This is a genomic window from Streptomyces sp. NPDC058653, from assembly GCF_042716895.1.
Classification (GTDB): domain Bacteria; phylum Actinomycetota; class Actinomycetes; order Streptomycetales; family Streptomycetaceae; genus Streptomyces.
The window spans coordinates 38,315-62,866 of sequence record NZ_JBHXRM010000048.1; the positions used below are offsets into that span (position 1 = coordinate 38,315).

The following is a 24,552-nucleotide window of genomic DNA, read 5'->3' on the forward strand; positions in this document are numbered from 1 at the left end:
CGTGCCCTATGCGAAGAGGCGGCGAACTGAGAAGCCGGGCGGCAGCCCCGACTCGTCGAGGGCCGAGAAGGAGCTGCCGCCCCAGGATCCGGCGGAGCGGGCGCGGGGGATCTGTCTGCGCCTGCTCACCGGGACACCCCGCACCCGGAAGCAGCTGGCGGACGCGTTGGAGAAGCGCGACATCCCCGCGGATGTCGCGGCGGAGGTCCTCTCCCGCTTCGAAGACGTGGGACTGATCAACGACGCCGCGTTCGCCGGGGCATGGGTGGAGTCCCGGCACCACGGCCGGGGCCTGGCCCGGCGCGCGCTGGCGAATGAACTGCGTACGAAGGGGGTGGACCCGGACCTGATCGACGAGGCGGTGGGGCAGCTCGACTCCGACCAGGAGGAGGCGACCGCACGGGAGTTGGTCGCCCGAAGGCTCCGTTCCACCCGGGGGATGGATCGGGACCGGAGGGTGCGCAGGCTGGCGGGCATGCTGGCGCGCAAGGGGTATCCACAGGGAATGGCCATGCGGGTGGTCAAGCAGGCACTGGAGGCCGAGGGCGAGGACACGGAGGGACTGGACGAGGAGAGCGTCTACTGAGGCCCGGGGAGCCGGGAGCACAGGGCAGCCGAAGGAACGGTGAACGGAACCCGGCCCGCGCGGGGGCGGCCGGGCTCGGGAGCCGGCTCAGTGCGAGACCGGCAGGCCTTCCGCCTTCCATGCCTGGAAGCCGCCGACAAGGTCCGTCGCGCGGTGCAACCCCAACTGGCGCAGCGAGACAGCCGCGAGACTCGACGCGTAGCCCTCGTTGCAGATCACCACGACCCGCAGATCGTGGCTGGTGGCCTCCGGCGCCCGGTGGCTGCCCTGCGGGTCGAGGCGCCACTCCAGCTCGTTGCGCTCCACGACGAGCGCACCGGGGATCAGCCCGTCGCGTTCTCGCAGCTCCGCGTAGCGGATGTCGACCAGCAGCGCGCCGTTCTCGGCCGCGGCAAAGGCCTCCCGCGGCCCGAATCGGTCAAGTCCCTCGCGGACCCGGTCGAGCAGTTCGTCGATCCCCACCGGCGCGACCGGCCCCACCGGCGCCTCGGGCACCGGCGGCGCGCTCTCCGCCGACTGTTCGCCCGGCCCGCTCACTGCCACTCCTGGGGACGCTCGACCTGCTCAAGGCGGAGCACCGCACCCGTGCGGCTGTAGCGGCGCATCAGCGGCAGCGGCGGATAGTAGGCGTGCACCGAGACGGCGTGCTCCGCGTCCGACTCGTTGCGCACCTCGTGCACATGGTGGCTGCCGAACGCCCTGGCGTCGCCCTTCGCCAACTTCCGTGCCCGGTCCACCCCTTCGGCCAGCTCCAGCGTCTTCCAGCCCTCGGTCGGCAGCCGGGCGGCCAGCGAGTCCTCCTGGAGCGCACCCGCCGCCGTGGCGAAGGCGCCGTACGAGCCGCCGTGGTCGTGCCAGCCGGTCCCCGTGCCGGGCGGCCAGCTGATGATCCACGCCTCGCTGCCGGCGGGGCCGTCGAGACGGATCCAGGTGCGGCCCTCGGGGTCGAGGGGGAGGGTGGAGACGAGTTCGGCGTCGGCCGCCGTGCGTCGTACGAAGGCGAGCAGTTCGGCCTGCGTGGGAGCGCCCGACGTGGTGGGCGCCGGAGCGGTGGAGTCAACAGCCGGAGAACCGGCGGCAGTTGACGCCGGGGCGGCGGGCGTGGGGGTGTCGAGAGAGGGAGACATGAGGACCGTCCTGGAAGTTCGCGGAGGCGCGCCGTCATTACCGACACGACGAGCGCTGAGAGAGGGGGGCGAATTCAACAGGACGGACGACACACGCAGCCCGCGTAGCGGAGCAGGTCCATATGGACCCTCCGCCACAGGCGTACATCCGTGTCAGTCACGCTCCGGAGTACACCATGTGATCAGGACGACGGTCAATTGATGTTCGCGGTCCGACCCGTGCGGTCGGAGCGATCTTTCGCCGGAGAGGACTCGGGCACACCCCCACGTGCGGCGTCGGCCGCCGCGTACAGCTCGTCGGGGCGTACTCCGCCGAAGGCCGCGACCAGATGCCCGTCGGGCCGTACGAGCAGCACCGAGTGCGCGGACGCCCCCGGGTAGCTCTCGGTGACCAGCAGCTCGGCCGGTGCCGGCAGCGCCGCCACCGCCTCGGCTAGCCGAGGCATCACGCCCGCGGTCAGCCAGTGCCGCCGGTCCCACACGCCCGTCCCCGGCGCGACCAGCACCACCAGCATGCTGCCCCTGCCGAGCCGGTCCCGCAGCCGCACCGTCGTCCCGTCGGGGGCCGTCACGAGCACGTCCTCGACCGGGGCCCCCGTCCGGGTGTCGACCGTCGTGTGCGCCTCGGTGTACGGAGGCGCGAGGGGGGAGTGCGGGTACGCGGGGGGCGCGCCCAGCGGCCCGTGCCCCAGATGCCCGTCGGCGAGCAGGGCGTCGTGGCCGCGCGCGCTGCCCAGATACGTACGCAGCCCTCCGCCGCCGCGAAGTATCGTCAGCGACTGGTCCGCCGCGCGCAGCCGGGCGGCGACCGCCGTCCGGCGTTCCGCCTGGTAGCTGTCGAGCAGCGTCTCCGACGCCCCGTGGTGCCACGCGTGCGCCAGCTTCCAGCCGAGATTGTCGGCGTCCCGCAGCCCCTCGTCGAGGCCCTGCGTACCGAGCGCGCCCAGCAGATGCGCGGCGTCGCCGGCGAGGAAGGCCCGCTCGACGCGCCAGCGCCGCGCGAGCCGGTGGTGCAGCGTGTACACGCCGGTGTCGAGCAGGTCGTACTGCGGCGTCTCGCCGCACCACCCGGCCAGGGTGTCCCGTACCCGCGCCAACAGCGCCTCCGGCGTGACCAGATCGCCCCGGGCGGGCAGCAGCCAGTCCAGCCGCCACACACCGTCGGCGAGCGGCCTGGCGGACACCTCCTGGCCGCCGCCCCGCCACGGCGGCTGACGGTGCAGCACGGCCTCGCCGGGCCAGGGCAGTTCGACGCGGAGCGCGGCGACCGCGTGCCGCTCCACCGCCGTACGGCCCGGGAAACGGACCCCCAGAAGCTTGCGGACGGTCGACCTGGCGCCGTCGCAGCCCACCACATGGCTCCCCCGCCACCAGGTTGCCCCGGGGCCCCGGGTGTGCACCGTGACGCCCCGCGCGTCCTGCTCCAGCGAGTCGAGCCGGCTGTCCGTCACCAGCCGTACGAGGCCGTGGCGCGCCACGGCGTCCCTGAGACCGCGCGTGAGGGCGTGCTGGGGGAGATGTAACGGGGAGGGGAACACCGGCTCGGCACGGTCCCCGTCGCCGGCGCAGGCCCCGGCGGAGCCCCCCGCACCGACGCCGCCCGGACCGGGACCGGCGCCGGGACCACCGGCACCCGTACCACCGGCCCCACTCGCGCCACCCGCCTCCTCAGCATCACCGAGCGGCAGCTGTCGCATCTGCTGCTTGCGTCGCAGCTGGCGCCAACCGACCCACCAGGCACCTTCGTCACGGAGCGTGGAGCAGCCCAGCCGCGCCATCAGAGCGGCGGTGTCGGGCCGCAGCACCGCCGTGCGGGCCGGGCGCGGCTCGTCCTTCCCCGCCCCCTCGTCCAGCACGACGACGGGAACCCCCTGGGTGGCGAGACAGAGGGAGAGCGCGAGCCCCACGGGGCCCGCGCCTACGACGATCACCGGGTCCACGGCGCGACCCCTCCGGCCCGTACGGTCAGGTGGCGATTGGCGGTTGGAACCCGGAGAGCGATCACAGAACGTATGCAACCTACTGCGGGTGCTTGCGTCAAGTGACGGAGGCAGCGACGCCGCGCGCCGCTGCCTCCGTCGAGTCCATCGGCCCCGTTCGCGGGGCCCTCACGGCTAGGGAACCGCGCCGCTTCCGCCGCCCCCGCCGTCCGTCTTGCGGGCGTCCGTGAGCCTCTCCGGCGTACCCGTCGGGGTCAGGTCCTCCATCGCCTCGCCGGTCAGCACCGCACCGGTGCTCCTCTTGGCGCGGCGCAGCCGCTTCTCCAGCCAGGACGCGAAGGTCGTCAGCAGGAGGTTCAGCACGATGAAGATCACCGCGACGACGATGAAGCTCGGGATGACGTTCGAGTAGTTCGCGGCCAGCGTCTTCCGGGCGTTGAGCAGCTCCGGGAAGCTGAGGAGGGCACCGCCGAGCGCGGTGTCCTTCACGATCACGACGAGCTGGCTCACGAGTGCCGGCAGCATCGCGGTCACCGACTGCGGCAGCAGGATGCTCCGCATCGTCTGGCCCTTGCGCAGACCGATCGCCTTGGCGGCCTCCGTCTGTCCCCTGGGCAGGGACAGGATGCCCGCGCGGACGACCTCGGCCAGCACGGACGCGTTGTACAGCACGAGGCCGGTGACGACCGCGTACAGGGGGCGCGTCTCCGTACTGATGTCGGTGGACGTCGCGTAGAACTGGTTCGCGAACACCATGAGGATCAGCACGGGGATCGCGCGGAAGAACTCCACGACCACACCGGCGGGAACCCTGATCCAGCGGTGGTCGGAGAGCCTGGCTATGCCGAACAGCGCTCCCAGGGGCAGCGCGATGACCAGCGCGAGCGCCGCGGCCTTGGCGGTGTTGGCGAGGCCCGGCAGGAGATACGTCGACCATGCCTGGGACTCGGTGAAGGGGCTCCACTTCGCCCACTCCAGCTGTCCCTTGTCGTCCATGGCGGAGTAGACCCACCACACACCGAGGGCCAGGACGATCAGGAACAGCACCGTGTAGACGATGTTGCGCCGCTTGGCGCCGGGACCCGGCGCGTCGTACAGAACGGAAGTCATCGCTTCACCGCCACTCGCTTGGCGACCCAGCCGAGGAGAAGACCGGTCGGCAGTGTCAGGACCACGAACCCGAAGGCGAAGATCGCCGAGATGAGGATGAGTTGCGACTCGTTCTCGATCATCTCCTTCATCAGGAGGGCTGCTTCCGCCACACCGATGGCCGCGGCCACCGTCGTGTTCTTCGTCAGGGCGATCAGCACGTTGGTGAGAGGCCCGATGACGGAGCGGAACGCCTGGGGAAGGACTATGAGCGTCAGGACCTGGGTGAAGTTCAGCCCGATGGCCCGCGCGGCCTCCGCCTGCCCGACGGGCACCGTGTTGATGCCGGACCGGATGGCCTCACAGACGAACGCGGCCGTATAGGCGGTCAGTCCGAGAATGGCCAGCCGGAAGCTCAGCGCGTCGAAGTCGTCGGCCGCCCCCAGCGTGATGCCGAAGACATCGGCGAGACCGAGGGAGGAGAAGACGATGATGACGGTGAGCGGAATGTTCCGGACGACGTTGACGTACACCGTGCCGAATCCGCGCATCAACGGAACCGGGCTCACCCGCATCGCGGCAAGAATGGTGCCCAGGATGAGGGAGCCGATTCCGGAGAAGACGGCGAGTTGCACCGTTACCCAGAACGCCCCGAGCAGGTCGTAACCTTCAAGAAAGTCGAACACGATCTCCCGCGCTCTCGCGTTTGTTGATGGCATGGCGCGCCACCCTCAGGGGGCGGCGCGCCACATCTGCGCCGTACGAGCTGACGCCCGTGCCGATTCAGCTGACGATGTTGCCGATCTTCGGGGCGGGCTCGTTCTTGTAGTCGGCCGGGCCGAAGTTGTCCGTCACGGCCTTGTCCCAGGCCTTGTCGGTGACCATCTTCTCGAGAGCGGCGTTGATGTCGTCGACCATCTTGGTGTCGCCCTTCTTGACACCGATGCCGTAGTTCTCGTTGCTCAGGCTGAGGCCGGCGAGCTTGAACTTGCCCTTGTTCTGCTCCTGCGAGGCGTAACCGGCGAGGATCGAGTCGTCGGTGGTCAGCGCGTCGACCGCGCCGCTGGCGAGGGCGTCGATGCACTCCGAGTACGTGCCGTACTCCTTCAGCTGGGCCTTGGGAGCCAGCTCGTCGCTCACGTTCTGCGCCGAGGTGGAGCCCGCGACCGAGCAGAGCTTCTTGCCGTTCAGGTCCGCGCCCTTGGCGATGTTGTCGTCGGAGCGGATCAGCAGGTCCTGGTGGGCCAGCAGATACGGTCCGGCGAAGTCGACCTTCGCCTTGCGCTCGTCGGTGATCGAGTAGGAGGCCACGATGAAGTCGACGTCGCCGCGCTCAAGAGCGGTCTCACGGTCGGCGCTCGGGGTCTCCTTCCACTCGATGTCGCCCTCGGCGTAACCGAGTTCCTTCGCCACGTACGTCGCGACGTCGACATCGAAGCCGGTGTAGGAACCGTCCGGCGTCTTCAGACCGATACCGGGCTGGTCGAACTTGATACCGACGGTGACCTTCTTGCCGCCGCTGTCACCCTCGCTCGACGAGTCGCCGTCGTCGGAACCGCACGCGGTCGCGGTCAGTGAAAGGGCCAGTACGGCGGCGGCGGCAGCGCTTGCTTTACGGAGATTCATGGTCAACATCCTTCGTTGTCTCGAAAGTTACGGGCAGCTCAGTGGTGCAGGATCTTTGACAGGAAGTCCTTGGCCCGGTCGCTGCGAGGGTTCGTGAAGAATTGCTCCGGCGTCGCCTCTTCGACGATCTGGCCGTCCGCCATGAAGACGACCCGATTCGCGGCGGACCGCGCGAAGCCCATCTCGTGGGTGACCACGACCATGGTCATGCCGTCACGTGCGAGCTGCTGCATGACTTCGAGCACCTCGTTGATCATTTCCGGGTCGAGCGCCGAGGTCGGCTCGTCGAAGAGCATCACCTTGGGCTCCATGGCCAGCGCGCGGGCGATCGCGACGCGCTGCTGCTGACCACCGGAGAGCTGAGCGGGGTACTTGTCCGCCTGGTTGGCCACACCGACTCGGTCCAGCAGGGTCCGTGCGAACTCGTCCGCGGCCCGCTTGTCCTTCTTGCGGACCTTGATCTGCCCCAGAGTGACGTTCTCCAGGACGGTCTTGTGCGCGAAGAGGTTGAAGGACTGGAAGACCATGCCGACGTCGGCGCGCAGTCGGGCCAGCTCCTTGCCTTCGGCGGGCAGCGGCTTCCCGTCGAGCGAAATGCTGCCTGAGTCGATCGGCTCCAGACGGTTGATGGCGCGGCACAGTGTGGACTTGCCGGACCCCGAGGGCCCGATCACGACGACGACCTCGCCACGGGCGATGGTCAGGTCGATGTCCTGGAGCACATGCAGCGCGCCGAAGTGCTTGTTGACGTTGCTCAGCACGACCAGGTCGCCCGACGCCTGCCCGGCGCCCTCGGTTTCCTTGGTCACTGAAACTCCGCTCATCGGCTTCTTGCTCCGTCCTCCTCGGTTGGGAGGACCTTAGTCACGCACTGCGACCAGCGTCATTACATCTGAGGGGAAATTGAGCATAACGATCCGGCCGCAACCGGACACACCGTGTGAAGCTGGCCGGTTCGGAGTACCGGGTGGGTAACGGAAACTGTCCCTTAACGGGAAGTGGCTTGACTGGTGCGGCCGCCATGGGCGTGGATGCCCTGGTACGTACTGTGACGGCCACACCACGGAGGAGGGCCATGAGGCTGCTGCTCGTCGAGGACGACGATCATGTCGCGGCGGCCCTCGCCGCCGTACTGGCCAGGCACGGCTTCGACGTCACGCACGCGCGCAGCGGCGAAGAGGCCCTCCAGGCGCTGCTCCCGGTGACCGACGGGACGAAGTCTCCTTACGGAGTCGTACTCCTCGACCTCGGACTCCCCGACCAGGACGGTTACGCGGTCTGCGGCAAGATCCGCAAACTCTGCTCGACCCCGGTGATCATGGTGACGGCGCGTGCCGATGTCCGTTCCCGGATCCATGGGTTGAACCTCGGCGCGGACGACTACGTCACCAAGCCCTACGACACGGGGGAGTTGCTCGCCCGCATCCACGCCGTCAGCCGGCGCAGCGTCGGCGGCGAGGAGGCCGGAGCGGGCGCCGGGGACTCGCTGCGCCTCGGGCCGGTCGCCATCGAACTGTCCACCCGCCGCGTCACCGTGGACGACGCCCCGATCCAGCTGACCCGCAAGGAGTTCGACCTGCTCGCCCTCCTCGCGCAGCGTCCCGGCGTCGTCTTCCGGCGGGAGCAGATCATCAGCGAGGTGTGGCGCACCAGCTGGGAGGGGACGGGGCGCACGCTCGAAGTGCATGTGGCGTCGCTGCGTTCCAAGCTCCGGATGCCCGCCCTGATCGAGACGGTGCGGGGCGTCGGCTACCGTCTCGTCGCCCCCGCCGCTCATCAAGGACCGTAACTCCCGGTGAGTACCCGACTTCTCCCCCTGCTGATCGTCCTCATGGCGGGCGTGCTCCTCGCGCTCGGCTTCCCGCTCGCCGTGAGCCTGGCCTCGGCGCAGCAGCAGGACGTCGTCGTCGACCGCATCGACGACACGGCGCGCGTCGCCGCCCTCGCGCAGTTCGTCAGCGAGGGCGACACCGGAGGCGCGAGCTCCGGCGCGGCCATCGGCTCCGACGAGCGCGGCACCCTGCTGGAGGAAGAGCTCAAGCGCTACTTCAAGGTGTACGGCATCCGGGCGGGCGTCTTCTACCGCGACGGAGAGGCCATGGCGCGGGCCCCTGAGGGCTGGACGGTGCCCCGGACGGGGGAGGGGCGCCTGGCCTTCCAGGAGGCCCTCCTGGGGCGTCGTAGCGACGATCCCCAGCAGGTCTGGCCCTGGCAGCGGCACGGCAGGCTGATAGTCGCGTCCCCGGTCGTACGGGACGGCGACGTCGTCGCGGTCGTGGTGACCGATTCGCCCACCGGGCGGATGCGGTCGCGGATCCTCGAAGGCTGGATGTACATCGCCGCCGGGGAGGCCGCCGCCATGCTGCTCGCCGTGGGGGCGGCGTTCCGGCTGACGGGGTGGGTGCTGCGTCCGGTACGGGTGCTGGACGCCGCCACGCACGACATCGCGACGGGGCGGATGAAGTCCCGTGTGGCCGCCGCCGGCGGCCCGCCCGAACTCCGGCGGCTGGCCCACTCCTTCAACGAGATGGCCGACAACGTCGAGGACGTGCTCGAACAGCAACGCGCCTTTGTCGCCGACGCCTCCCACCAGTTGAGGAACCCGCTCGCCGCACTGCTGCTGCGGATCGAACTGCTCGCACTCGAACTGCCCGCCGGGAACGAGGAGATCGCCTCCGTCCGTACGGAGGGCAAGCGGCTCGGCCAGGTCCTGGACGATCTGCTGGACCTGGCCCTCGCCGAACACGCTCCCGCCGATCTGCGGCTCACCGACGTCGGGGCGCTGGCGTCCGAACGCGTGGCGGCGTGGCGGGCGTACGCCGAGGAGAAGGGCGTACGGCTCACCGAGAGCACCGGCGCGGTCACCGGCTGGGCGGACCCCGTCGCGCTCTCCAGCGCGCTCGACGCCGTCGTGGACAACGCCCTGAAGTTCACGCCGGAGGGCGGCGGGGTGGACGTACGTGTTGAACGCGCCGGCTCCGACCGCACCACCATCACCGTCACCGACGGGGGGCCCGGACTCTCCGACGACGAGATGGACCGGATCGGCGACCGCTTCTGGCGCAGCAACCGGCACCAGAACGTGAAGGGGTCGGGGCTCGGTCTGTCCATCTCGCGGGCGCTGTTGGCGGCGGGCGGCGGGACGATCGCGTACGAGCAGGCCGAGCCTCGCGGGCTGCGGGTGACGCTGTCGGTGCCGAGGTCCTCACCGGCCTCCTCTTGAGAGGTGAGGGCTCGGGGCCGGGGCGCCCGGAGCTGAGGGGTGAGGGCCGAGGGGTACGAGGCTCGGCGGCCCCTACGGCTTGACCGAACGGTAGTAGTGCAGCGCGCCGTCGTGCAGTTGGAGCGGATCGGTGTAGATCGCCGTCCGCAGATCCACGAGCTGCGCCGGGTGGACCTTCTTACCGATGCGGTCGCGGCTCTTGATCACGGTGCGGGTGAAGCCCTCGGTCAGATCGGCGTCGATCCGGTCGGTGGTGACCAGCAGGTTCGCCACGGCCACCGTCGGCACCGCCGTACCGTCCTGCGCCCTCTTGTACGCGTCGGCCGGCATCATCGCCGAACGGTAGTAGCGGGTGTCCACGGGGGCCGTGTCGTGCAGCCTGTCGACGAGGGCGTCGTCGAGGGGCACCAGGCTGATGTCGAAGCGTTCCGACAACTGCTGCACGGCGGCGGTGGGCAGCCCGCCGGACCAGAAGAAGGCGTCGAGGTCCCCCGACTCCAGAAGGCCGGGCATGGTGTCGATGCCGGCGGAGACCGACCTGACGGCCTTCTTGGGATGCAGCCCGGCGGCTGTCAGCAGACGGTCGGCGATCAGCCGCACGCCGGAGCCCTCCTGGCCCACGCCGACCCGCTTGCCGCGCAGATCCCGCGCCGTCTTGATGCCGGAGCTCTTGGCCGCTATCAGCTGTACGTAGTCGTCGTAGAGCCGTGCGCAACCACGCAGCCGGTCGGCGCCGGGTCCGTTGTCCCGCCGGTACTTCGCGACGGCGTCGGCGGTGGCGATGGTGAAGTCGGCCTTCCCCGTGGCCACCCGTGAGATGTTCTCCTGCGATCCCTGGCTGGTCAGAAGCCCTATCGACACATTGGGCAGATCCTTGGCGAGGTCCTCCTTCAGGAGGTACCCGTAGCGTTCGTAGACCCCGCTCGTCACGCCCGTACTGAACTTGACGGAGCCGCTCGGAGCCTTCTCCCCGAGCGGTACCAGCCACCACGCCAGCAGCCCGGCCACCACCAGGGCGGCCACGCCTCCTACGAAGGCGGTGCGACGGCTCATACGGGGCGGAAGGGGGAACATGTGGCGATCCTGCCAGCTCACTCGCCGTAAAGGCCAGGCCTGGAGTCCCGGCTTGACTTCCGCCCCGGCGACGCCGGGGCCCGGGACGATCGTTCCGGGCCGTCCTCCGCTCCGGTGTCGGGCAGGCCCGCGACGTGTGGACTGCGCCCCGGTCCACGTCCTTCGCGGGATCGAGGACCGGGTTGACCGGCGCCCCAGACCTCCCCAGGCCTGGCGCCGGGCGCAGCCCGGAGCGCGTACCCAGGACTTCGGAGGCCAAACACCCCGGATTCCGCGGGCCTGATCGGTCGGACCTGATCGGATCCGGCCCGCCGGCTGACCTGTCCCGACGGGCCTCCACCGGTCAGCGGTCCTGGGAGAGCGCGAGGAGTTCGGCGAAGGTGCCGCCCGCGTGGACGAGGTCGTCGTAGCGGCCCTGTTCGGTGATCCGGCCCCGCTCCATCACCACGATGTGATCGGCGACCCTTGTGTTCTCCAGACGGTGCGTCACGACGATGGTGATGCGGTCACCGGCGATCGCCTTGATCTCCTCGAAGATCTGATGCTCGCCGCGCGGATCCATCTGTGAGGTGGGCTCGTCAAGGATCAGCAGTGGCGGGCGCCGGTACAGCGCTCTGGAACAGGCCAGACGCTGCCACTGTCCACCGGACAGCTCGGCCCCGCCGAACACCTCCCTCGCGAGGAGGGTGTCGAGACCGTTCGGCAGCTCCTCGACGGCGTCGCGCATGCCGACCGCGTCGAGCGCCTCCCACACAGGCCCGTCGTCGAAGGTCCGGGGCTGACCCAGCGTCACGTTCTCGCGGACGCGCAGCGGCCACTGCGCGAAGATCTGCGGCACCAGCCCGGTGCACCGCCACACGGTGGACCTGTCCACGGAGGCGAGGTCCGCACCGTTCCACAGGACCCGGCCCTTGTCGGCCAGGTAGATGCCGGTGATCAGACGGGTCAGGGTCGACTTGCCGGAGCCGTTCACACCGACGATCGCCAGGATCTCTCCGCGCCGCATGGTCAGGGAGAGCGAGTCGACGGCCGGCTTCTCCTTGCCCGGGTAGTGGTAGCTGACCTCCTCCAGCCTGATCTCGTCCACCGGCGCGCTCACCGACAACTCGCCACGCTCCGGAGCGCGCTTCCCGGCGTCGTCGAGGAACGCCTGCATGTCGCTGAGATAGAGGCTCGTATGGAACACGGCGGCGCCGTTGACGATCACCTGCGACAGGGCCGCCAGCGTGGTCTGCACGGCGACGACGGCCGTGGCCGCGACGGCGAGCGCCACCCTGCCCGTTCCCGCCAGCCAGGCGAGGGCCGCCCACGTGGCGACCAGGAACACCCCGCCCACGAGTGAGGACAGCAGCGCGATCCGCAGCGTTCGAGGGGCGGCGGCGAGCGTGCGCCGGTCGACCCGTTCGGAGAGCGATCGGTACCAGAACAGCAGATAGTCCGTCATGCCGTTGGCGCGGACCTCGTCGCCGTACTTGGGCGTCGTCGACCACCAGCGCATCATGCCCCGCACATTGCGGTCGGCGACGTTCGCGTAGTGGATCTCGTAGTCGACGCGGGCGGTGAGCACCGCGCCCACGCCGGCCGGGAGCACCGCGAGGAGCAGCAGCGGCAGCATCAGTACGTTCAGCAGCGACAGGACGGCGGTGGCGGTGACCATCCTGACGAGGGCCGACATGAACCGCTGGGCGTCGGTGACCATCACATGCGTACGCGCCACCCCCATCTCCGCGGCCTCCTGGCGGTCCGCGAACCCGTCCACCGCGTACGCCGCCGCCTCGACGCGGCAGACCGCCTCCACCAGGGCGGTGTCCGTCGCGGTCGTCAGCTTGGGCGTGAGACGTCGCGACGCGTACATGGACACGGCGGAGGCGGCACGGGTCAGTGCCGTCGCCGTGCCGACGACGAGAAGGGCCGGCAGCGCCTGCTCCAGCCGGTCGGCGACCGCGCCGCCGCCGAGGATCGGACGCATGGCACTGGCCGTCGCGGTCAGCAGGACGGCCGCGGCCACACCCGTCACCAGCTGACAGGCCAGGAGCAGCACGACGGCCCGGCGGTCCATGGCCCACGACATGGAGGCGATACGCCGCAGGACCGACGGGAGCTGGGCGCACAGCTTGCCGAAGGAGACCTCCCCGAGCGGATTCACCGAGTACTCGCCGGAGTAGACGATCTCGGCGGGAGGCGGCGGCGGTGGTGTCACTGATCGCTTGTACCGGCTTTCTGTCGAGGTCAACTGATCTCCCCTACGTGTTTCGTCGCCTGCGTCCGGTGCCGTCCGGTCGCTGTCGTCGGGTTCAACGAGACGAGCCGCCATATCGAACACACGTGTTTGAGACGGAGCGGATTCCGTACGGGGCGCGGTGCGCGCGGCGCGTCGAATCGCTCGGCCCTTGGGGCGCCGGGAGGGCCCCCGGCCCGCCGCTGTCCGAATCGCCGATGGCGATACGCCAGTGACGGACGGGATTCAGGGCCTCAGGGCTCCGGAGCGCACCCGCGCAAGCCACTGGCGGGGCCACCTCGGGCACCCCCGTACCCTTGACGAGTGACCATCAGCAGTGACCGGGCCGGAGCCGTGGACGAAGTGCGTGTCGAGCGGACGTACGAGGTACGCACCTACGGGTGCCAGATGAACGTCCACGATTCCGAGCGATTGTCCGGTCTCCTGGAGGACGCGGGCTATGTCCGGGCCCCCGCCGACGCCGACGGCGACGCCGACGTCGTCGTCTTCAACACCTGCGCCGTTCGCGAGAACGCGGACAACAAGCTCTACGGCAACCTCGGCCGGCTCGCCCCGATGAAGACCCGGCGCCCCGGCATGCAGATCGCCGTCGGCGGCTGCCTGGCGCAGAAGGACCGCGACACCATCGTCAAGAGGGCGCCCTGGGTCGACGTCGTCTTCGGTACGCACAACATCGGCAAGCTCCCCGTCCTGCTGGAGCGCGCCCGCGTACAGGAAGAGGCACAGGTCGAGATCGCCGAGTCGCTGGAGGCGTTCCCCTCCACGCTGCCGACGCGCCGCGAGTCCGCCTACGCCGCGTGGGTCTCCATCTCCGTGGGCTGCAACAACACCTGCACCTTCTGCATCGTCCCCGCCCTGCGCGGCAAGGAGAAGGACCGGCGCCCCGGCGACGTACTCGCCGAGGTCGAGGCGCTCGTCGCCGAAGGCGTCTCGGAGATCACACTGCTCGGCCAGAACGTCAACGCGTACGGCTCCGACATCGGCGACCGCGAGGCCTTCTCCAAGCTCCTGCGGGCCTGCGGGAGGATCGAGGGCCTGGAGCGCGTCCGCTTCACCTCGCCGCACCCGCGCGACTTCACCGACGACGTCATCGCCGCGATGGCCGAGACACCCAACGTCATGCCGCAGCTCCACATGCCCCTCCAGTCCGGCTCGGACACCGTCCTGAAGGCGATGCGTCGCTCGTACCGGCAGGAGCGATTCCTCGGGATCATCGACAAGGTCCGCGCGGCCATCCCGCACGCCGCCATCTCCACCGACATCATCGTGGGCTTCCCCGGTGAGACCGAGGAGGACTTCCAGCAGACGCTGCACACCGTGCGTGAGGCGCGCTTCGCGAACGCCTTCACCTTCCAGTACTCCAAGCGCCCCGGAACGTCCGCCGCCGACATGGACGGGCAGATTCCCAAGGAGGTCGTGCAGGAGCGCTATCTGCGCCTCGTCGCGCTCCAGGAGGAGATCTCCTGGGACGAGAACAAGACGCAGGTCGGCCGGACGCTCGACGTCATGGTCGCCGAAGGCGAGGGCCGGAAGGACGGGGCCACCCGCAGGCTCTCCGGCCGCGCCCCCGACAACCGGCTGGTGCACTTCACCGCGCCCGACGAGCAGGTGCGGCCCGGCGACGTGGTGACCGTCGACATCACATACGCGGCCCCGCACCACCTGCTCGCCGAGGGGCCCACGACGCGGATACGGCGTACCCGCGCGGGTGACGCCTGGGAGAGGCGCAACGCCGCCCCGCCCCAGCCCGCCGGTGTGCTGCTCGGCCTGCCGTCGATCGGTGTGCCGCCGCCGCTGCCCGAGCCGGCGGGTGGCTGCTCGGCCGTCTGACGGGCCGGCCGTTCGCGCCGGTCCCCGCAAGCGCCCTCCGTGCCCGGGCAGGGCCTAGTCTGCGCAGCATGCTCGTATCCGCCGCCGTGTGCCCCTGTCCGCCTCTGCTCGTCCCCGCCGTGGCCGCCGGCGCCGCGGGCGAACTCGACGCCGCGCGGGACGCGTGCGCCGACGCTCTCGGCGTGCTCGCCGCATCCCGGCCGGACCGGCTGGCGGTCGTCGGCCCCTCGGCGGGCCCGGGCGACGTGGAGCCGTATCCGCAGGGCGCGTACGGCTCCTTCCGGGGCTACGGGGTGGATCTCGACGTCACGCTCGACGGGACGCGGGCGGGACCGGGGGACCGCGAGGCGCGGACCGGTGACGAACTGCCCGCCTCGCTGGCCGTCGCCGCCTGGCTCCTCGCGCGCGTCGCCTGGTCCGCCTCCCCGATCGAGGGCCTGGGCATTCGGGAACCACTCGCCGCCGAGCGGTGTATCAGAACCGGAAGGGACATCGCGACCGCCGACGAACGGGTGGCGCTGCTGGTGATGGGCGACGCCAGCGCGTGCCGCACGCTCAAGGCTCCCGGGTATCTCGACGCGCGCGCCGCCGCGTTCGACGCCGAGGTCGCACGGGCACTGGCGACGGCGGACGTGGAGGCGCTCGCCGCCCTGGACGAGACGCTCGCGACCGACCTGAAGGCGGCCGGCCGCGCGTGCTGGCAGGTCCTCGCGGGCGCGGCGGAGGGCGCGGGCCTGAACGGCGCCCTGCTCTACGACGGGGCCCCGTACGGCGTGGGGTACCTGGTCGCGGCCTGGTCGTAGGGGCTCAGAGGGACTCGCCGCGTCTCTGCGGGACCGCCGACGAGGGTCTGAAGATCCTTCCGTCCGCCGGCCAGGACACCTAGAGCCCCCGAGGCACGTCGACGCCCGCGAGGTGTCCTTTCGGGCCTCGCGGGCCGTCGTCGCCGTCGGGTCTCAGGAGGAGGGCGGCGGGGGAGGGGACGAGGGCGGGCTGCCCATGTCGTCGCCGCCTTTGTGGGCCATGCGCTCCAGAGCGTCCTTGGCCTTGCCCGTCCCGGACTCGATCTTCTCGCTGTACCTGCCCTTGGTCCGCTGGTCGACCGTTTTCGCGGCCTTGTCCAGGCCCTCTCCGATCCTTCCCCCGTGCTGCTGCGCGAGGTCGGAGACTTTGTCCTTGGCCGGGGAGAGCCTGGCCTTCAGTGAGTCACGGAAGCTCATGGGTCACCTTCCCTCGTCGCCCGTCGGGGCGATCGGCTCGCTGCCGTTTTACTTCTGGCTGCGGTTGTCACCTACGGGCGCCTTCGTCGCCTTCCGCTGATCGGCCGCTCGCCGGAGCGGAAACCGGCCCGGCCTCCTCGGTTGTCCGTTTGGACTCCCGACGAAGCAGTTCAAAAGCACCCATATCCACTCCATATGCTACTCGTGCGGGCGAAATTCCGCGTAGCCCTGAGCATCCCGCCGCGCTGCCCCACGGCACCGGCCCGAAAACCGGCAGCCGGAATCTCGCACCGGCCAACGACCCCGCAGGGGGCCCGTCACGTAACTCGTTCGGGAACCTGCCACCGGGTTTGCGAGACTGGGGCCGTGAGAATTGCAGCGAGCGCACCGCGGGTCATCGCCGTCGTCGGCCCCACCGCGGCCGGCAAATCAGACCTGGGCGTCCATCTCGCCCGGCAACTCGACGGTGAGGTCGTCAACGCCGACTCGATGCAGCTCTACCGGGGGATGGACATCGGAACCGCCAAGCTGACGAGCGAGGAGCGCCGCGGCGTCCCGCACCACCTCCTCGACATCTGGGACGTCACCGAGGCGGCCAACGTCGCCGAGTACCAGCGGCTGGCCAGGATCGAGATCGACCGGCTCCTCGCTGCGGGCCGTACACCTGTCCTCGTCGGCGGCTCCGGCCTCTACGTACGGGGCGCCATCGACGCCCTCGACTTCCCCGGCACCGACCCCGAGGTACGCGCCCGGCTGGAGGACGAACTGAGGCTGCGCGGTTCCGGCGCCCTGCACGCCCGGCTCGCCGCCGCCGACCCGCCGGCCGGCCGCGCCATCCTCCCCAGCAACGGTCGCCGTATCGTCCGCGCGCTGGAGGTGTTCGAGATCACGGGCAAGCCGTTCACCGCCAATCTGCCGGGCCATGACGCCGTGTACGAGACGGTGCAGATCGGCGTCGACGTGGAGCGCCCCGAACTCGACGAGCGCATCGCCCTCCGCGTGGACCGTATGTGGGAGGCCGGGCTCGTCGACGAGGTGCGCGAGTTGGAGGCGCGCGGGCTGCGTGAGGGCCGTACGGCCTCGCGCGCGCTCGGCTACCAGCAGGTGCTCTCGGCCCTCGCCGGGGACCGCACCGAGGAGGAGGCGCGCGCCGAGACCGTACGCGCCACGAAGCGCTTCGCGCGCCGTCAGGACTCCTGGTTCCGCCGCGACCCGCGCGTGCACTGGCTGAGTGGCGCGGCCACCGACAGGGAGGAACTCCCGCACCTCGCGCTGAGGTTGGTCGAACGAGCGGTCACAGCCTGATCACGTGATGGCATCGGGACGCTCAGGCCGTCAATCCGGTGCCCGGGGCCGTGCCATCATCGAGCATCGATCGACCAGTGGAGTCCGAGTTGGGAGGGCGCGTGGCGATGGAGGCCGGCCCTCGCAACACAGAACAGGGGACTCAGGACCCGCGGGACGAAGCTCCGCGGCTGAGTCCTGACGGACCCGACGAAGACGCGGTGACCCCCGAGGTCGAGGTCGAGCTGCGCCCGCAGCGACGTCTGCGGATCTGGCAGCTGGCGCCCATCGTGACGCTCGCCGCCATCGGCTCGCTGATGTTCGCCTTCCCCCTCGCCTTCGGCACCGGTGACGGCGGGGCGGTCGTCGCCATGCTCGGTCTGCTGATCAGCTGCTGCGCCGCGGGCTGGGGCATGATGGCCGCGCGCCGCGTCGGCCACGTGTGGCCCGGTCTGCCCGCCCGCGGGTCGGGCGAGCGCCCCGACTGGCGGGTGCTCGCGCTGCACGTGGCCGGGGCCGCCGCCCTCGTGGCGCTCGCCGTCTGGCGCGTCGCCCGCCTCCGCTGAGGCGACCAGGTCCGACGCGGTCCGGTCCGCTCCGGCCTGGGCTGCCCGACCGCCTCCGCGTTCGCGCTGCCGGTCCCACCTCGTACGATTGACCTCGTGAGTACCTACCGGCCCCCCGCGCAGTCGTCACCGATCCCCTTCCTCAAGGGCCACGGGACCGAGAACGACTTCGTGATCATCCCCGACCCGGACAACGCCCTCGACCTGTCCGCCTCCGCCGTCGTGAAGCTCTGCGACCGCCGGGCCGGTATCGGCGGCGACGGGCTGCTGCACGTCGTGAGGTCCGCCGCGCACCCCGACGCCCGGTCGATGGCAGAGCGCGCCGAGTGGTTCATGGACTACCGCAACTCCGACGGGTCCGTCGCCGAGATGTGCGGCAACGGGCTCCGGGTCTTCGCGCGGTATCTGCGGCGCGCGGGTCTCGTCGACGCGGGCGACCTCGCCGTGGCCACGCGCGCGGGCGTGAAGCAGGTGCACATCGCCAAGGACTCCGAGACCGCCGATGCCTCCGGGAGCGAAAAGGCCTCCGGCTCCGGGACGAGCGACGACGCGGCGGCCGCCGCGGGAGCGATCACCAGCCATATGGGTCGCGCCCTCCTTACCGAAGACGACGTCACCGTCGTTGTGGGAGAGCGCGGTTGGCCCGCGCGTAACGTCAATATGGGCAATCCCCACGCCGTCGCCTTCGTCGACGATCTCGACCACGCGGGGAATCTGTTCACCGCGCCGTCAGTCACCCCCGAGTCCGTCTATCCGGACGGTGTGAACGTCGAGTTCGTCGTCGCTCGCGGCCCGCGCCACGTCGCCATGCGCGTCCACGAACGCGGCTCCGGCGAGACGCGGTCCTGCGGTACGGGCGCGTGCGCCGTCGCCGTCGCGGCGGCCCGCAGGGACGGCGTCGACCCCTCGGTGACCGGAGAGCCCGTCACGTACACGGTCGACGTGCCCGGCGGACGACTCGTCATCACCGAACGTCCCGACGGCGAGATCGAGATGGCGGGCCCGGCCGTCATCGTCGCCGAAGGCGTGCTCGACGCGGAGTGGACGGAGCGTCCCGACACGCTCTGAACTCCGCCGAACTCGCCTGTGGATTCCCTCGAATGGGTGATCCGGTTCACGCGGGGGGAGAGGTGGACAGAGGCACGTGGTGGGGTCGGTAGCATCAAGCACCGGCCGGGAGGGCGCTCCTGTCCCTCCCACCGCCGGTCGAAGATGCCGGAGGTGCCCCATGAGCCCGGAGGCGAACAGCCCTGGTGCCCGGAGCCGCAGGCGCGGCCGTACCAGCATTGACCTGCGCCGACTGGGCAAGGCCGCGCTGCTGGGGCCCGGGGCCAGAGACCGGCTGCCGGACGCGATCGGCCATGTCGCCGAGGCGCACCGCGCGCACCATCCGGACGCCGACCTGCTCGTGCTGGGCAAGGCGTACGTGCTGGCGGAGATGTCGCACCGAGGCCAGTTCCGCAAGAGCGGCGAGCCGTACATCACCCATCCGCTGGCCGTGACCCTGATCCTCGCCGAACTGGGCGCCGAGACGACGACCTTGACGGCCTCTCTCCTCCACGACACCGTCGAGGACACGGATGTGACGCTCGACCAGGTGCGCGCGGAGTTCGGCGACGAGGTCTGCTATCTGGTCGACGGTGTGACGAAGCTGGAGAAGGTGGACTACGGCGCCGCCGCCGAGCCCGAGACCTTCCGCAAGATGCTGGTCGCCACCGGCAACGACGTCCGGGTGATGTCGATCAAACTCGCCGACCGGCTGCACAACATGCGCACGCTCGGTGTGATGCGGCCCGAGAAGCAGGTCCGTATCGCCAAGGTCACCCACGACGTCCTCATCCCGCTCGCCGAACGGCTCGGTGTGCAGGCGCTCAAGACCGAGCTGGAGGATCTGGTCTTCGCGATCCTCCAGCCCGAGGAGTACGCGCGCACCCGCGACGTCATCGCAGACAAGGCCGCGACGGGGCTGAGCCTGGACACCATCGCGGTGGACGTGCGGCGCACGCTCCGGGAGGCCGACATCACGGCCGAAGTCGTGGTCAGGCCGCGGCACTTCGTCTCCGTGCACCGCGCCCGTCTGAAACGCGGCGAGATGCGCGGCACGGACTTCGGCCGGCTGCTCGTCCTGGTCGGGGAGGACGCCGACTGCTATGCCGTGCTGGGGGAGTTGCACACCTGCTTCACGCCGGTGATCTCCGAGTTCAAGGACTTCATCGCCGCCCCCAAGTACAACCTGTACCAGTCGCTGCACACGGCGGTCGCGGGCCCCGACGGCGCGGTCGTCGAAGTCCTCATCCGTACGCACCAGATGCACAAGGTCGCCGAGGCGGGTGTGGTCGCCCTGGGCAACCCGTACGCGCCCGTCGACGGGGCCGAACCGGCGGACGGCGAACGCGCCGACCCGACCAGGCCCGGCTGGCTGTCCCGCCTCCTGGAGTGGCAGGAGTCCGCCACGGACCCCGACACGTTCTGGACGACCCTGCGCGCCGATCTCGCCCAGGACCGGGAGATCACCGTCTTCCTCGCCGACGGGGGGATGCTGGGGCTGCCCGCCGGCGCGACCTGTGTGGACGCTGCGTACGCGCAGCACGGGGACGGCGCGCACGGCTGCATCGGGGCGCGCGTCAACGGCCGCCTGGCGACGCTCAGTACGGTCCTGGGGGACGGCGACACGGTGCACCTGCTGCTGGCCGACGGGCCTGTCCAGGAGCCCGGCGAAGGCCCTGCCGCGCCCGAGGCCGGGACGCGCGGCGCGCAGTCGCAGGAGGCCGCTCCGGGGCCCTCCCCGCAGTGGCTGGACCACGCCCGTACGCCCGCCGCGCGGATCGCGATCGCCGGCTGGCTCGCCGCGAATCCGGAGAGCCTGAGGGTGCCGGAGTCCGAGCCCCGCGCGCCCGGCGCCGTCACGGCGGGGCGGCGTGGAGTCGCCAATGTCGTCGTGGACGTGCCGGAGGCGACCGTACGGCTCGCGGGCTGCTGCACGCCCGTACCGCCCGACGCCGTCACCGGTTTCACGGTGCGCGGCGGCGCCGTCACGGTGCACCGTGACGAGTGTTCCGCCGTCGGCAGGATGACCGCGCTCGGCCGCTCCCCGATCGCGGTGAGCTGGGGCGACGAGGCGGAGTGCCGGGTCACGCTGTACGCGGAGTCCTTCGGCAGGCCACGGCTGCTCGCCGATCTGACCGAGGCCATCGCCACGGCCGGCGCGGCGATCGTGTCGGCCAACGTGGAGCCGCCGAGCGAGCAGCGGGTGCGGCACACGTACACGCTTCAGCTGCCCGACGCGGCGGGGCTCCCCGGGCTGATGCGCGCGATGCGCGATGTGCCGGGTGTCTTCGACGTACGCCGCGCCCAGCACGAACCCGCCTCCTGAAGAAGGCCGCCTCCTGAGGAGGCGTCGAGACGGGAGGGTGGCGCCGGGACGGCCAACCGCGCGGGCCTGTCTCTTTCGGGTGGGCGTGAAGCGCGCCGCCGTCGTACGCCCCCCGGGCGCTGGTAGCGGTGGTTCATGCTGCTCACCTCCCGCCGGCTGCGCGCCGCCCTGCTGGCCACCGCGTCGGCCACCCTCGTGGCCGCGACGCTCCCCGCCTCCGCCCCAGGACCGCTCGGTATCGGCGATCCGCTCTTCCCGCACCTGGGCAACCCCGGCTACGACGTCCTCGCCTACGACATCGCCTTCACCTACGGAGGTGACAACACCAAGCCGCTCGACGCCGTCACCAAGATCGACGCGCGCACGACCCGGGACCTGGACCGGATCAACCTCGACTTCACCCATGGCAAGGTCCGCTCCGTGGAGGTGGACGGCGTACGCGCCGCCTTCGCGACCGCCGGTGAAGACCTCGTGGTGACACCGCGCCAGTCCGTCGAGGCCGGCTCACCGGTCCGCCTCACCGTCACCCACACCAGCGACCCGAGCGGCGGCAAGGGCGGGTGGGTACGCACCAAGGACGGCCTCGTGATGGCGAACCAGGCCGACGCCGCGCACCGCGTCTTCCCGGGCAACGACCACCCCGCCGACAAGGCCACGTTCACCTTCCGGGTCACCGCGCCAGGCAAACTGACCGTCGTGGCCAACGGACTGCCGGTGGCGAAGTCCAGCAGCGGAGCCACCACCACCTGGACGTACCGCAGCCGCCACCCCATGGCCACGGAGCTGGCCCAGGTGTCCATCGGCGACTCCGCCGTGGTGCACCGGAAGGGGCCGCACGGGCTGCCGGTACGCGACGTGGTCCCGGCCGCCGACCGCGCGACGCTGGAGCCCTGGCTGGCGAAGACGCCGGGACAGCTGGAGTGGATGGAGCGGCAGGTCGGGACGTATCCGTTCGAGACGTACGGCGTCCTGATCGCCGGCGCGGAGACCGGCTTCGAGCTGGAGACGCAGACGCTCTCGCTCTTCGAGCGTTCGGTCTTCACCCGGCCCGAGTTCCCGGAGTGGTACGTCGACTCCGTCATGGTCCACGAGCTGGCGCACCAGTGGTTCGGCAACAGCGTCTCGCCGCGTCTCTGGTCGGACCTGTGGCTCAGCGAGGGGCACGCGAGCTGGTACGAGGCCCTGTACGCCCAGGAGCACGCCGACAAGCCGCTGGAGACGCGGATGCGTGAGGCCTACCGGCTGTCCGACGGCTGGCGCGCGGCGGGCGGCCCCCCGGCCGCCCCGGAGCCGCCCGCCGTGGGCAAGCAGCTCAGCCTCTTCCGGCCGGTGGTGTACGACGGCAGCGCCCTGGTGCTCTACGCGCTGCGCCAGGAGATCGGCACGGGGGAGTTCCGGCGACTGGAGCGTGACTGGGTGCGTGACCACCGGTACGGTACGGCGCGCACGGCGGACTTCGTCCGGCTCGCCTCGGCCATCGCGGGGCGTGACCTGTCGGCCTTCTTCCAGGAGTGGCTGTACGGGCTCAGGACGCCGCCGATGCCCGGTCACCCGGAGTGGAGGAGCGAGGCGCCGAAGTAGCCGGAAGGGCGTCGGAGGGAAACCATATGACGGTCCCGGCGATGACGTGCCACCATCAAGGTGTCGGCGGCGCCGCCGGGACCGGGACTCCGGGACCGAACGCGAGGCCCGTGACGCCGGGAATCAATCCGGGCCGTCACGCGTTGTGACCGATATGGATGGGCAGTCTGTCCATCACCAGAACATTCTCTTCGACGTAAGGATCCAATGACCTCCTCTTCTTCCCCTTCCCAGGACGAGCAGATCTTCGCGGACCCCCGCACGGAAAGCCTTCGGGCCGATGCCCTGATGGAAGAGGACGTCGCCTGGAGCCAGCAGATCGACGGAGAGCGGGACGGCGACCAGTTCGACCGCTCCGACCGTGCGGCGCTACGGCGCGTGGCGGGTCTCTCCACCGAGCTCGAAGACGTCACCGAGGTCGAGTACCGGCAGCTGCGCCTGGAGCGCGTGGTCCTGGTCGGCGTCTGGGTCTCGGGGACCGTGCAGGAAGCCGAGAATTCGCTCGCCGAGCTCGCGGCGCTGGCCGAGACGGCCGGCGCGCTCGTGCTGGACGGTGTGATCCAGCGCCGTGACAAGCCCGACCCGGCCACCTACATCGGCTCCGGCAAGGCACGCGAGCTGTACGACCTGGTGCTGGAGACGGGTGCGGACACGGTCGTCTGCGACGGTGAGCTCAGTCCCGGCCAGCTGATCCATCTCGAGGACGTCGTCAAGGTCAAGGTCGTCGACCGTACTGCCCTGATCCTCGACATCTTCGCCCAGCACGCCAAGTCGCGGGAGGGCAAGGCACAGGTCGCGCTGGCCCAGATGCAGTACATGCTGCCGAGGCTGCGCGGCTGGGGTCAGTCGCTGTCCCGGCAGATGGGTGGCGGCGGCGGTGGCGGCATGGCCACCCGTGGTCCAGGTGAGACCAAGATCGAGACGGACCGGCGCCGGATCCGCGAGAAGATGGCGAAGATGCGCCGGGAGATCGCGGAGATGAAGACCGGCCGCGAGATCAAGCGACAGGAGCGCAGGCGCCACAGGGTGCCGTCGGTCGCGATCGCCGGATACACGAACGCGGGGAAGTCCTCGCTGCTCAACCGCCTCACCGGCGCCGGTGTCCTGGTGGAGAACTCGCTGTTCGCCACCCTGGACCCGACCGTGCGCCGGGCCGAGACCCCGAGCGGCCGGATCTACACGCTGGCGGACACCGTCGGATTCGTCCGGCATCTGCCGCACCACCTCGTGGAGGCGTTCCGCTCGACCATGGAGGAGGTCGGGGACTCCGATCTGATCCTGCATGTGGTCGACGGGTCGCACCCCGCTCCGGAGGAGCAGCTGGCCGCCGTGCGCGAGGTGATCCGCGACGTGGGCGCGGTCGACGTCCGCGAGATCGTGGTGATCAACAAGGCCGACGCGGCGGACCCGGAGGTCCTCCAGCGGCTGCTGCGGATGGAGCGGCACGCGATCGCGGTGTCGGCGCGTACCGGCGCCGGTATGGCCGAGCTGCTGGCGCTCATCGACACTGAGCTGCCCAGGCCCGACATCACGGTCGAGGCCCTGGTGCCGTACACCGCCGGTGGTCTGGTCTCACGGGTGCACGCCGAGGGCGAGGTGCTCTCCGAGGAACACACCCCGGAGGGCACGCTGCTGAAGGCGCAGGTCCACGAGGAACTGGCCGCGGCGCTCGCCGTGTACGTGCCCGTTCCCTCGGTCGGCTGACCGAGGCACCGCGGCACGCGTAGCGCGGGCCTCGGGCCCTTGGGCCCCTACCTGGTTACGGCGGAAGGCCCGCCCCCTCTTGCCGAGGGG

General features: G+C 70.7%; 22 protein-coding genes. 11 read left to right on the top strand and 11 right to left on the bottom strand.

What is annotated here, in order from left to right:
* Position 1: 1 nt before the first annotated feature.
* A complete protein-coding gene (gene recX, locus ACFWU9_RS30705) occupies positions 2-586 on the top strand; it encodes a recombination regulator RecX (RefSeq protein ID WP_384324225.1) in 585 nt (194 codons plus the stop codon).
* Positions 587-673: 87 nt separating this feature from the next.
* Here the strand turns inward: recX and ACFWU9_RS30710 are convergent, their stop codons facing one another.
* The 8 genes from ACFWU9_RS30710 to ACFWU9_RS30745 form a co-directional block, all read right to left on the bottom strand.
* Entirely contained in the window at positions 674-1,081 is a 408-nt protein-coding gene (locus tag ACFWU9_RS30710; protein ID WP_384324267.1) for a rhodanese-like domain-containing protein, read from the bottom strand.
* Positions 1,082-1,119: 38 nt separating this feature from the next.
* Entirely contained in the window at positions 1,120-1,713 is a 594-nt protein-coding gene (locus ACFWU9_RS30715) for a cysteine dioxygenase (RefSeq protein ID WP_384324227.1), read from the bottom strand.
* 74 nt (positions 1,714-1,787) lie between these two features.
* Entirely contained in the window at positions 1,788-1,835 is a 48-nt protein-coding gene (locus ACFWU9_RS30720) for a hypothetical protein (protein WP_311314449.1), read from the bottom strand.
* Between the two features lie 72 nt (positions 1,836-1,907).
* On the bottom strand, positions 1,908-3,653 hold the full coding sequence (locus ACFWU9_RS30725) for an FAD-dependent monooxygenase (RefSeq protein ID WP_384324229.1): 1,746 nt from the start codon (positions 3,651-3,653) through the stop codon (positions 1,908-1,910).
* Between the two features lie 174 nt (positions 3,654-3,827).
* Positions 3,828-4,763 (bottom strand): amino acid ABC transporter permease, encoded by a 936-nt coding sequence (locus ACFWU9_RS30730; RefSeq protein ID WP_384324231.1) that lies wholly within the window; start codon positions 4,761-4,763, stop codon positions 3,828-3,830.
* Entirely contained in the window at positions 4,760-5,428 is a 669-nt protein-coding gene (locus tag ACFWU9_RS30735) for an amino acid ABC transporter permease (RefSeq protein ID WP_384324269.1), read from the bottom strand. The genes ACFWU9_RS30730 and ACFWU9_RS30735 overlap by 4 nt, the downstream gene beginning before the upstream one ends.
* 97 nt (positions 5,429-5,525) lie before the next feature.
* Positions 5,526-6,368 carry a glutamate ABC transporter substrate-binding protein gene (locus ACFWU9_RS30740; protein WP_384324233.1) on the bottom strand — a complete coding sequence of 281 codons (843 nt, stop codon included), beginning with the start codon at positions 6,366-6,368 and terminating at the stop codon, positions 5,526-5,528.
* 38 nt (positions 6,369-6,406) lie between these two features.
* Positions 6,407-7,192, bottom strand: coding sequence for an amino acid ABC transporter ATP-binding protein (locus ACFWU9_RS30745; RefSeq protein WP_384324235.1), 786 nt, complete (start codon positions 7,190-7,192; stop codon positions 6,407-6,409).
* A 251-nt stretch (positions 7,193-7,443) separates the two neighbouring features.
* Here ACFWU9_RS30745 and ACFWU9_RS30750 point away from each other — a divergent pair, with 251 nt between their 5' ends.
* Positions 7,444-8,157 (top strand): response regulator transcription factor, encoded by a 714-nt coding sequence (locus tag ACFWU9_RS30750; protein ID WP_384324237.1) that lies wholly within the window; start codon positions 7,444-7,446, stop codon positions 8,155-8,157.
* A gap of 6 nt (positions 8,158-8,163) precedes the next feature.
* Positions 8,164-9,591, top strand: a complete 1,428-nt coding sequence (locus tag ACFWU9_RS30755) for an ATP-binding protein (RefSeq protein ID WP_384324239.1) — start codon at positions 8,164-8,166, stop codon at positions 9,589-9,591.
* A 72-nt stretch (positions 9,592-9,663) separates the two neighbouring features.
* Here ACFWU9_RS30755 and ACFWU9_RS30760 read toward each other — a convergent pair whose 3' ends face one another.
* Together ACFWU9_RS30760 and ACFWU9_RS30765 are read right to left on the bottom strand one after the other, a co-directional pair.
* Positions 9,664-10,665, bottom strand: coding sequence for a TAXI family TRAP transporter solute-binding subunit (locus ACFWU9_RS30760; RefSeq protein WP_384324241.1), 1,002 nt, complete (start codon positions 10,663-10,665; stop codon positions 9,664-9,666).
* Positions 10,666-11,008: 343 nt separating this feature from the next.
* Positions 11,009-12,736, bottom strand: a complete 1,728-nt coding sequence (locus tag ACFWU9_RS30765; protein ID WP_384324271.1) for an ATP-binding cassette domain-containing protein — start codon at positions 12,734-12,736, stop codon at positions 11,009-11,011.
* Positions 12,737-13,207: 471 nt separating this feature from the next.
* Between ACFWU9_RS30765 and miaB the strand changes: the two genes are divergently transcribed.
* Both miaB and ACFWU9_RS30775 read left to right on the top strand, forming a co-directional pair.
* Positions 13,208-14,734, top strand: coding sequence for a tRNA (N6-isopentenyl adenosine(37)-C2)-methylthiotransferase MiaB (gene miaB / locus ACFWU9_RS30770; RefSeq protein ID WP_384324243.1), 1,527 nt, complete (start codon positions 13,208-13,210; stop codon positions 14,732-14,734).
* Positions 14,735-14,802: 68 nt separating this feature from the next.
* Positions 14,803-15,537 carry a class III extradiol dioxygenase subunit B-like domain-containing protein gene (locus ACFWU9_RS30775; RefSeq protein ID WP_384324245.1) on the top strand — a complete coding sequence of 245 codons (735 nt, stop codon included), beginning with the start codon at positions 14,803-14,805 and terminating at the stop codon, positions 15,535-15,537.
* Positions 15,538-15,690: 153 nt separating this feature from the next.
* Here ACFWU9_RS30775 and ACFWU9_RS30780 read toward each other — a convergent pair whose 3' ends face one another.
* Entirely contained in the window at positions 15,691-15,954 is a 264-nt protein-coding gene (locus ACFWU9_RS30780; protein WP_384324247.1) for an antitoxin, read from the bottom strand.
* Between the two features lie 366 nt (positions 15,955-16,320).
* On the opposite strand from ACFWU9_RS30780, the gene miaA reads away from it, so the two are divergent.
* The 6 genes from miaA (at position 16,321) to hflX (ending at position 24,462) form a co-directional block, all read left to right on the top strand.
* Positions 16,321-17,259 (top strand): tRNA (adenosine(37)-N6)-dimethylallyltransferase MiaA, encoded by a 939-nt coding sequence (gene miaA, locus ACFWU9_RS30785; RefSeq protein WP_384324249.1) that lies wholly within the window; start codon positions 16,321-16,323, stop codon positions 17,257-17,259.
* 107 nt (positions 17,260-17,366) lie between these two features.
* On the top strand, positions 17,367-17,804 hold the full coding sequence (locus tag ACFWU9_RS30790) for a hypothetical protein (RefSeq protein ID WP_384324251.1): 438 nt from the start codon (positions 17,367-17,369) through the stop codon (positions 17,802-17,804).
* A gap of 87 nt (positions 17,805-17,891) precedes the next feature.
* Positions 17,892-18,872, top strand: coding sequence for a diaminopimelate epimerase (gene dapF / locus ACFWU9_RS30795; protein WP_384324273.1), 981 nt, complete (start codon positions 17,892-17,894; stop codon positions 18,870-18,872).
* Between the two features lie 160 nt (positions 18,873-19,032).
* Positions 19,033-21,177, top strand: a complete 2,145-nt coding sequence (locus ACFWU9_RS30800) for a RelA/SpoT family protein (RefSeq protein WP_384324253.1) — start codon at positions 19,033-19,035, stop codon at positions 21,175-21,177.
* Positions 21,178-21,312: 135 nt separating this feature from the next.
* On the top strand, positions 21,313-22,758 hold the full coding sequence (locus ACFWU9_RS30805; RefSeq protein WP_384324255.1) for a M1 family metallopeptidase: 1,446 nt from the start codon (positions 21,313-21,315) through the stop codon (positions 22,756-22,758).
* Positions 22,759-22,965: 207 nt separating this feature from the next.
* Positions 22,966-24,462, top strand: a complete 1,497-nt coding sequence (hflX, locus tag ACFWU9_RS30810; RefSeq protein ID WP_384324257.1) for a GTPase HflX — start codon at positions 22,966-22,968, stop codon at positions 24,460-24,462.
* Positions 24,463-24,552: the final 90 nt, after the last annotated feature.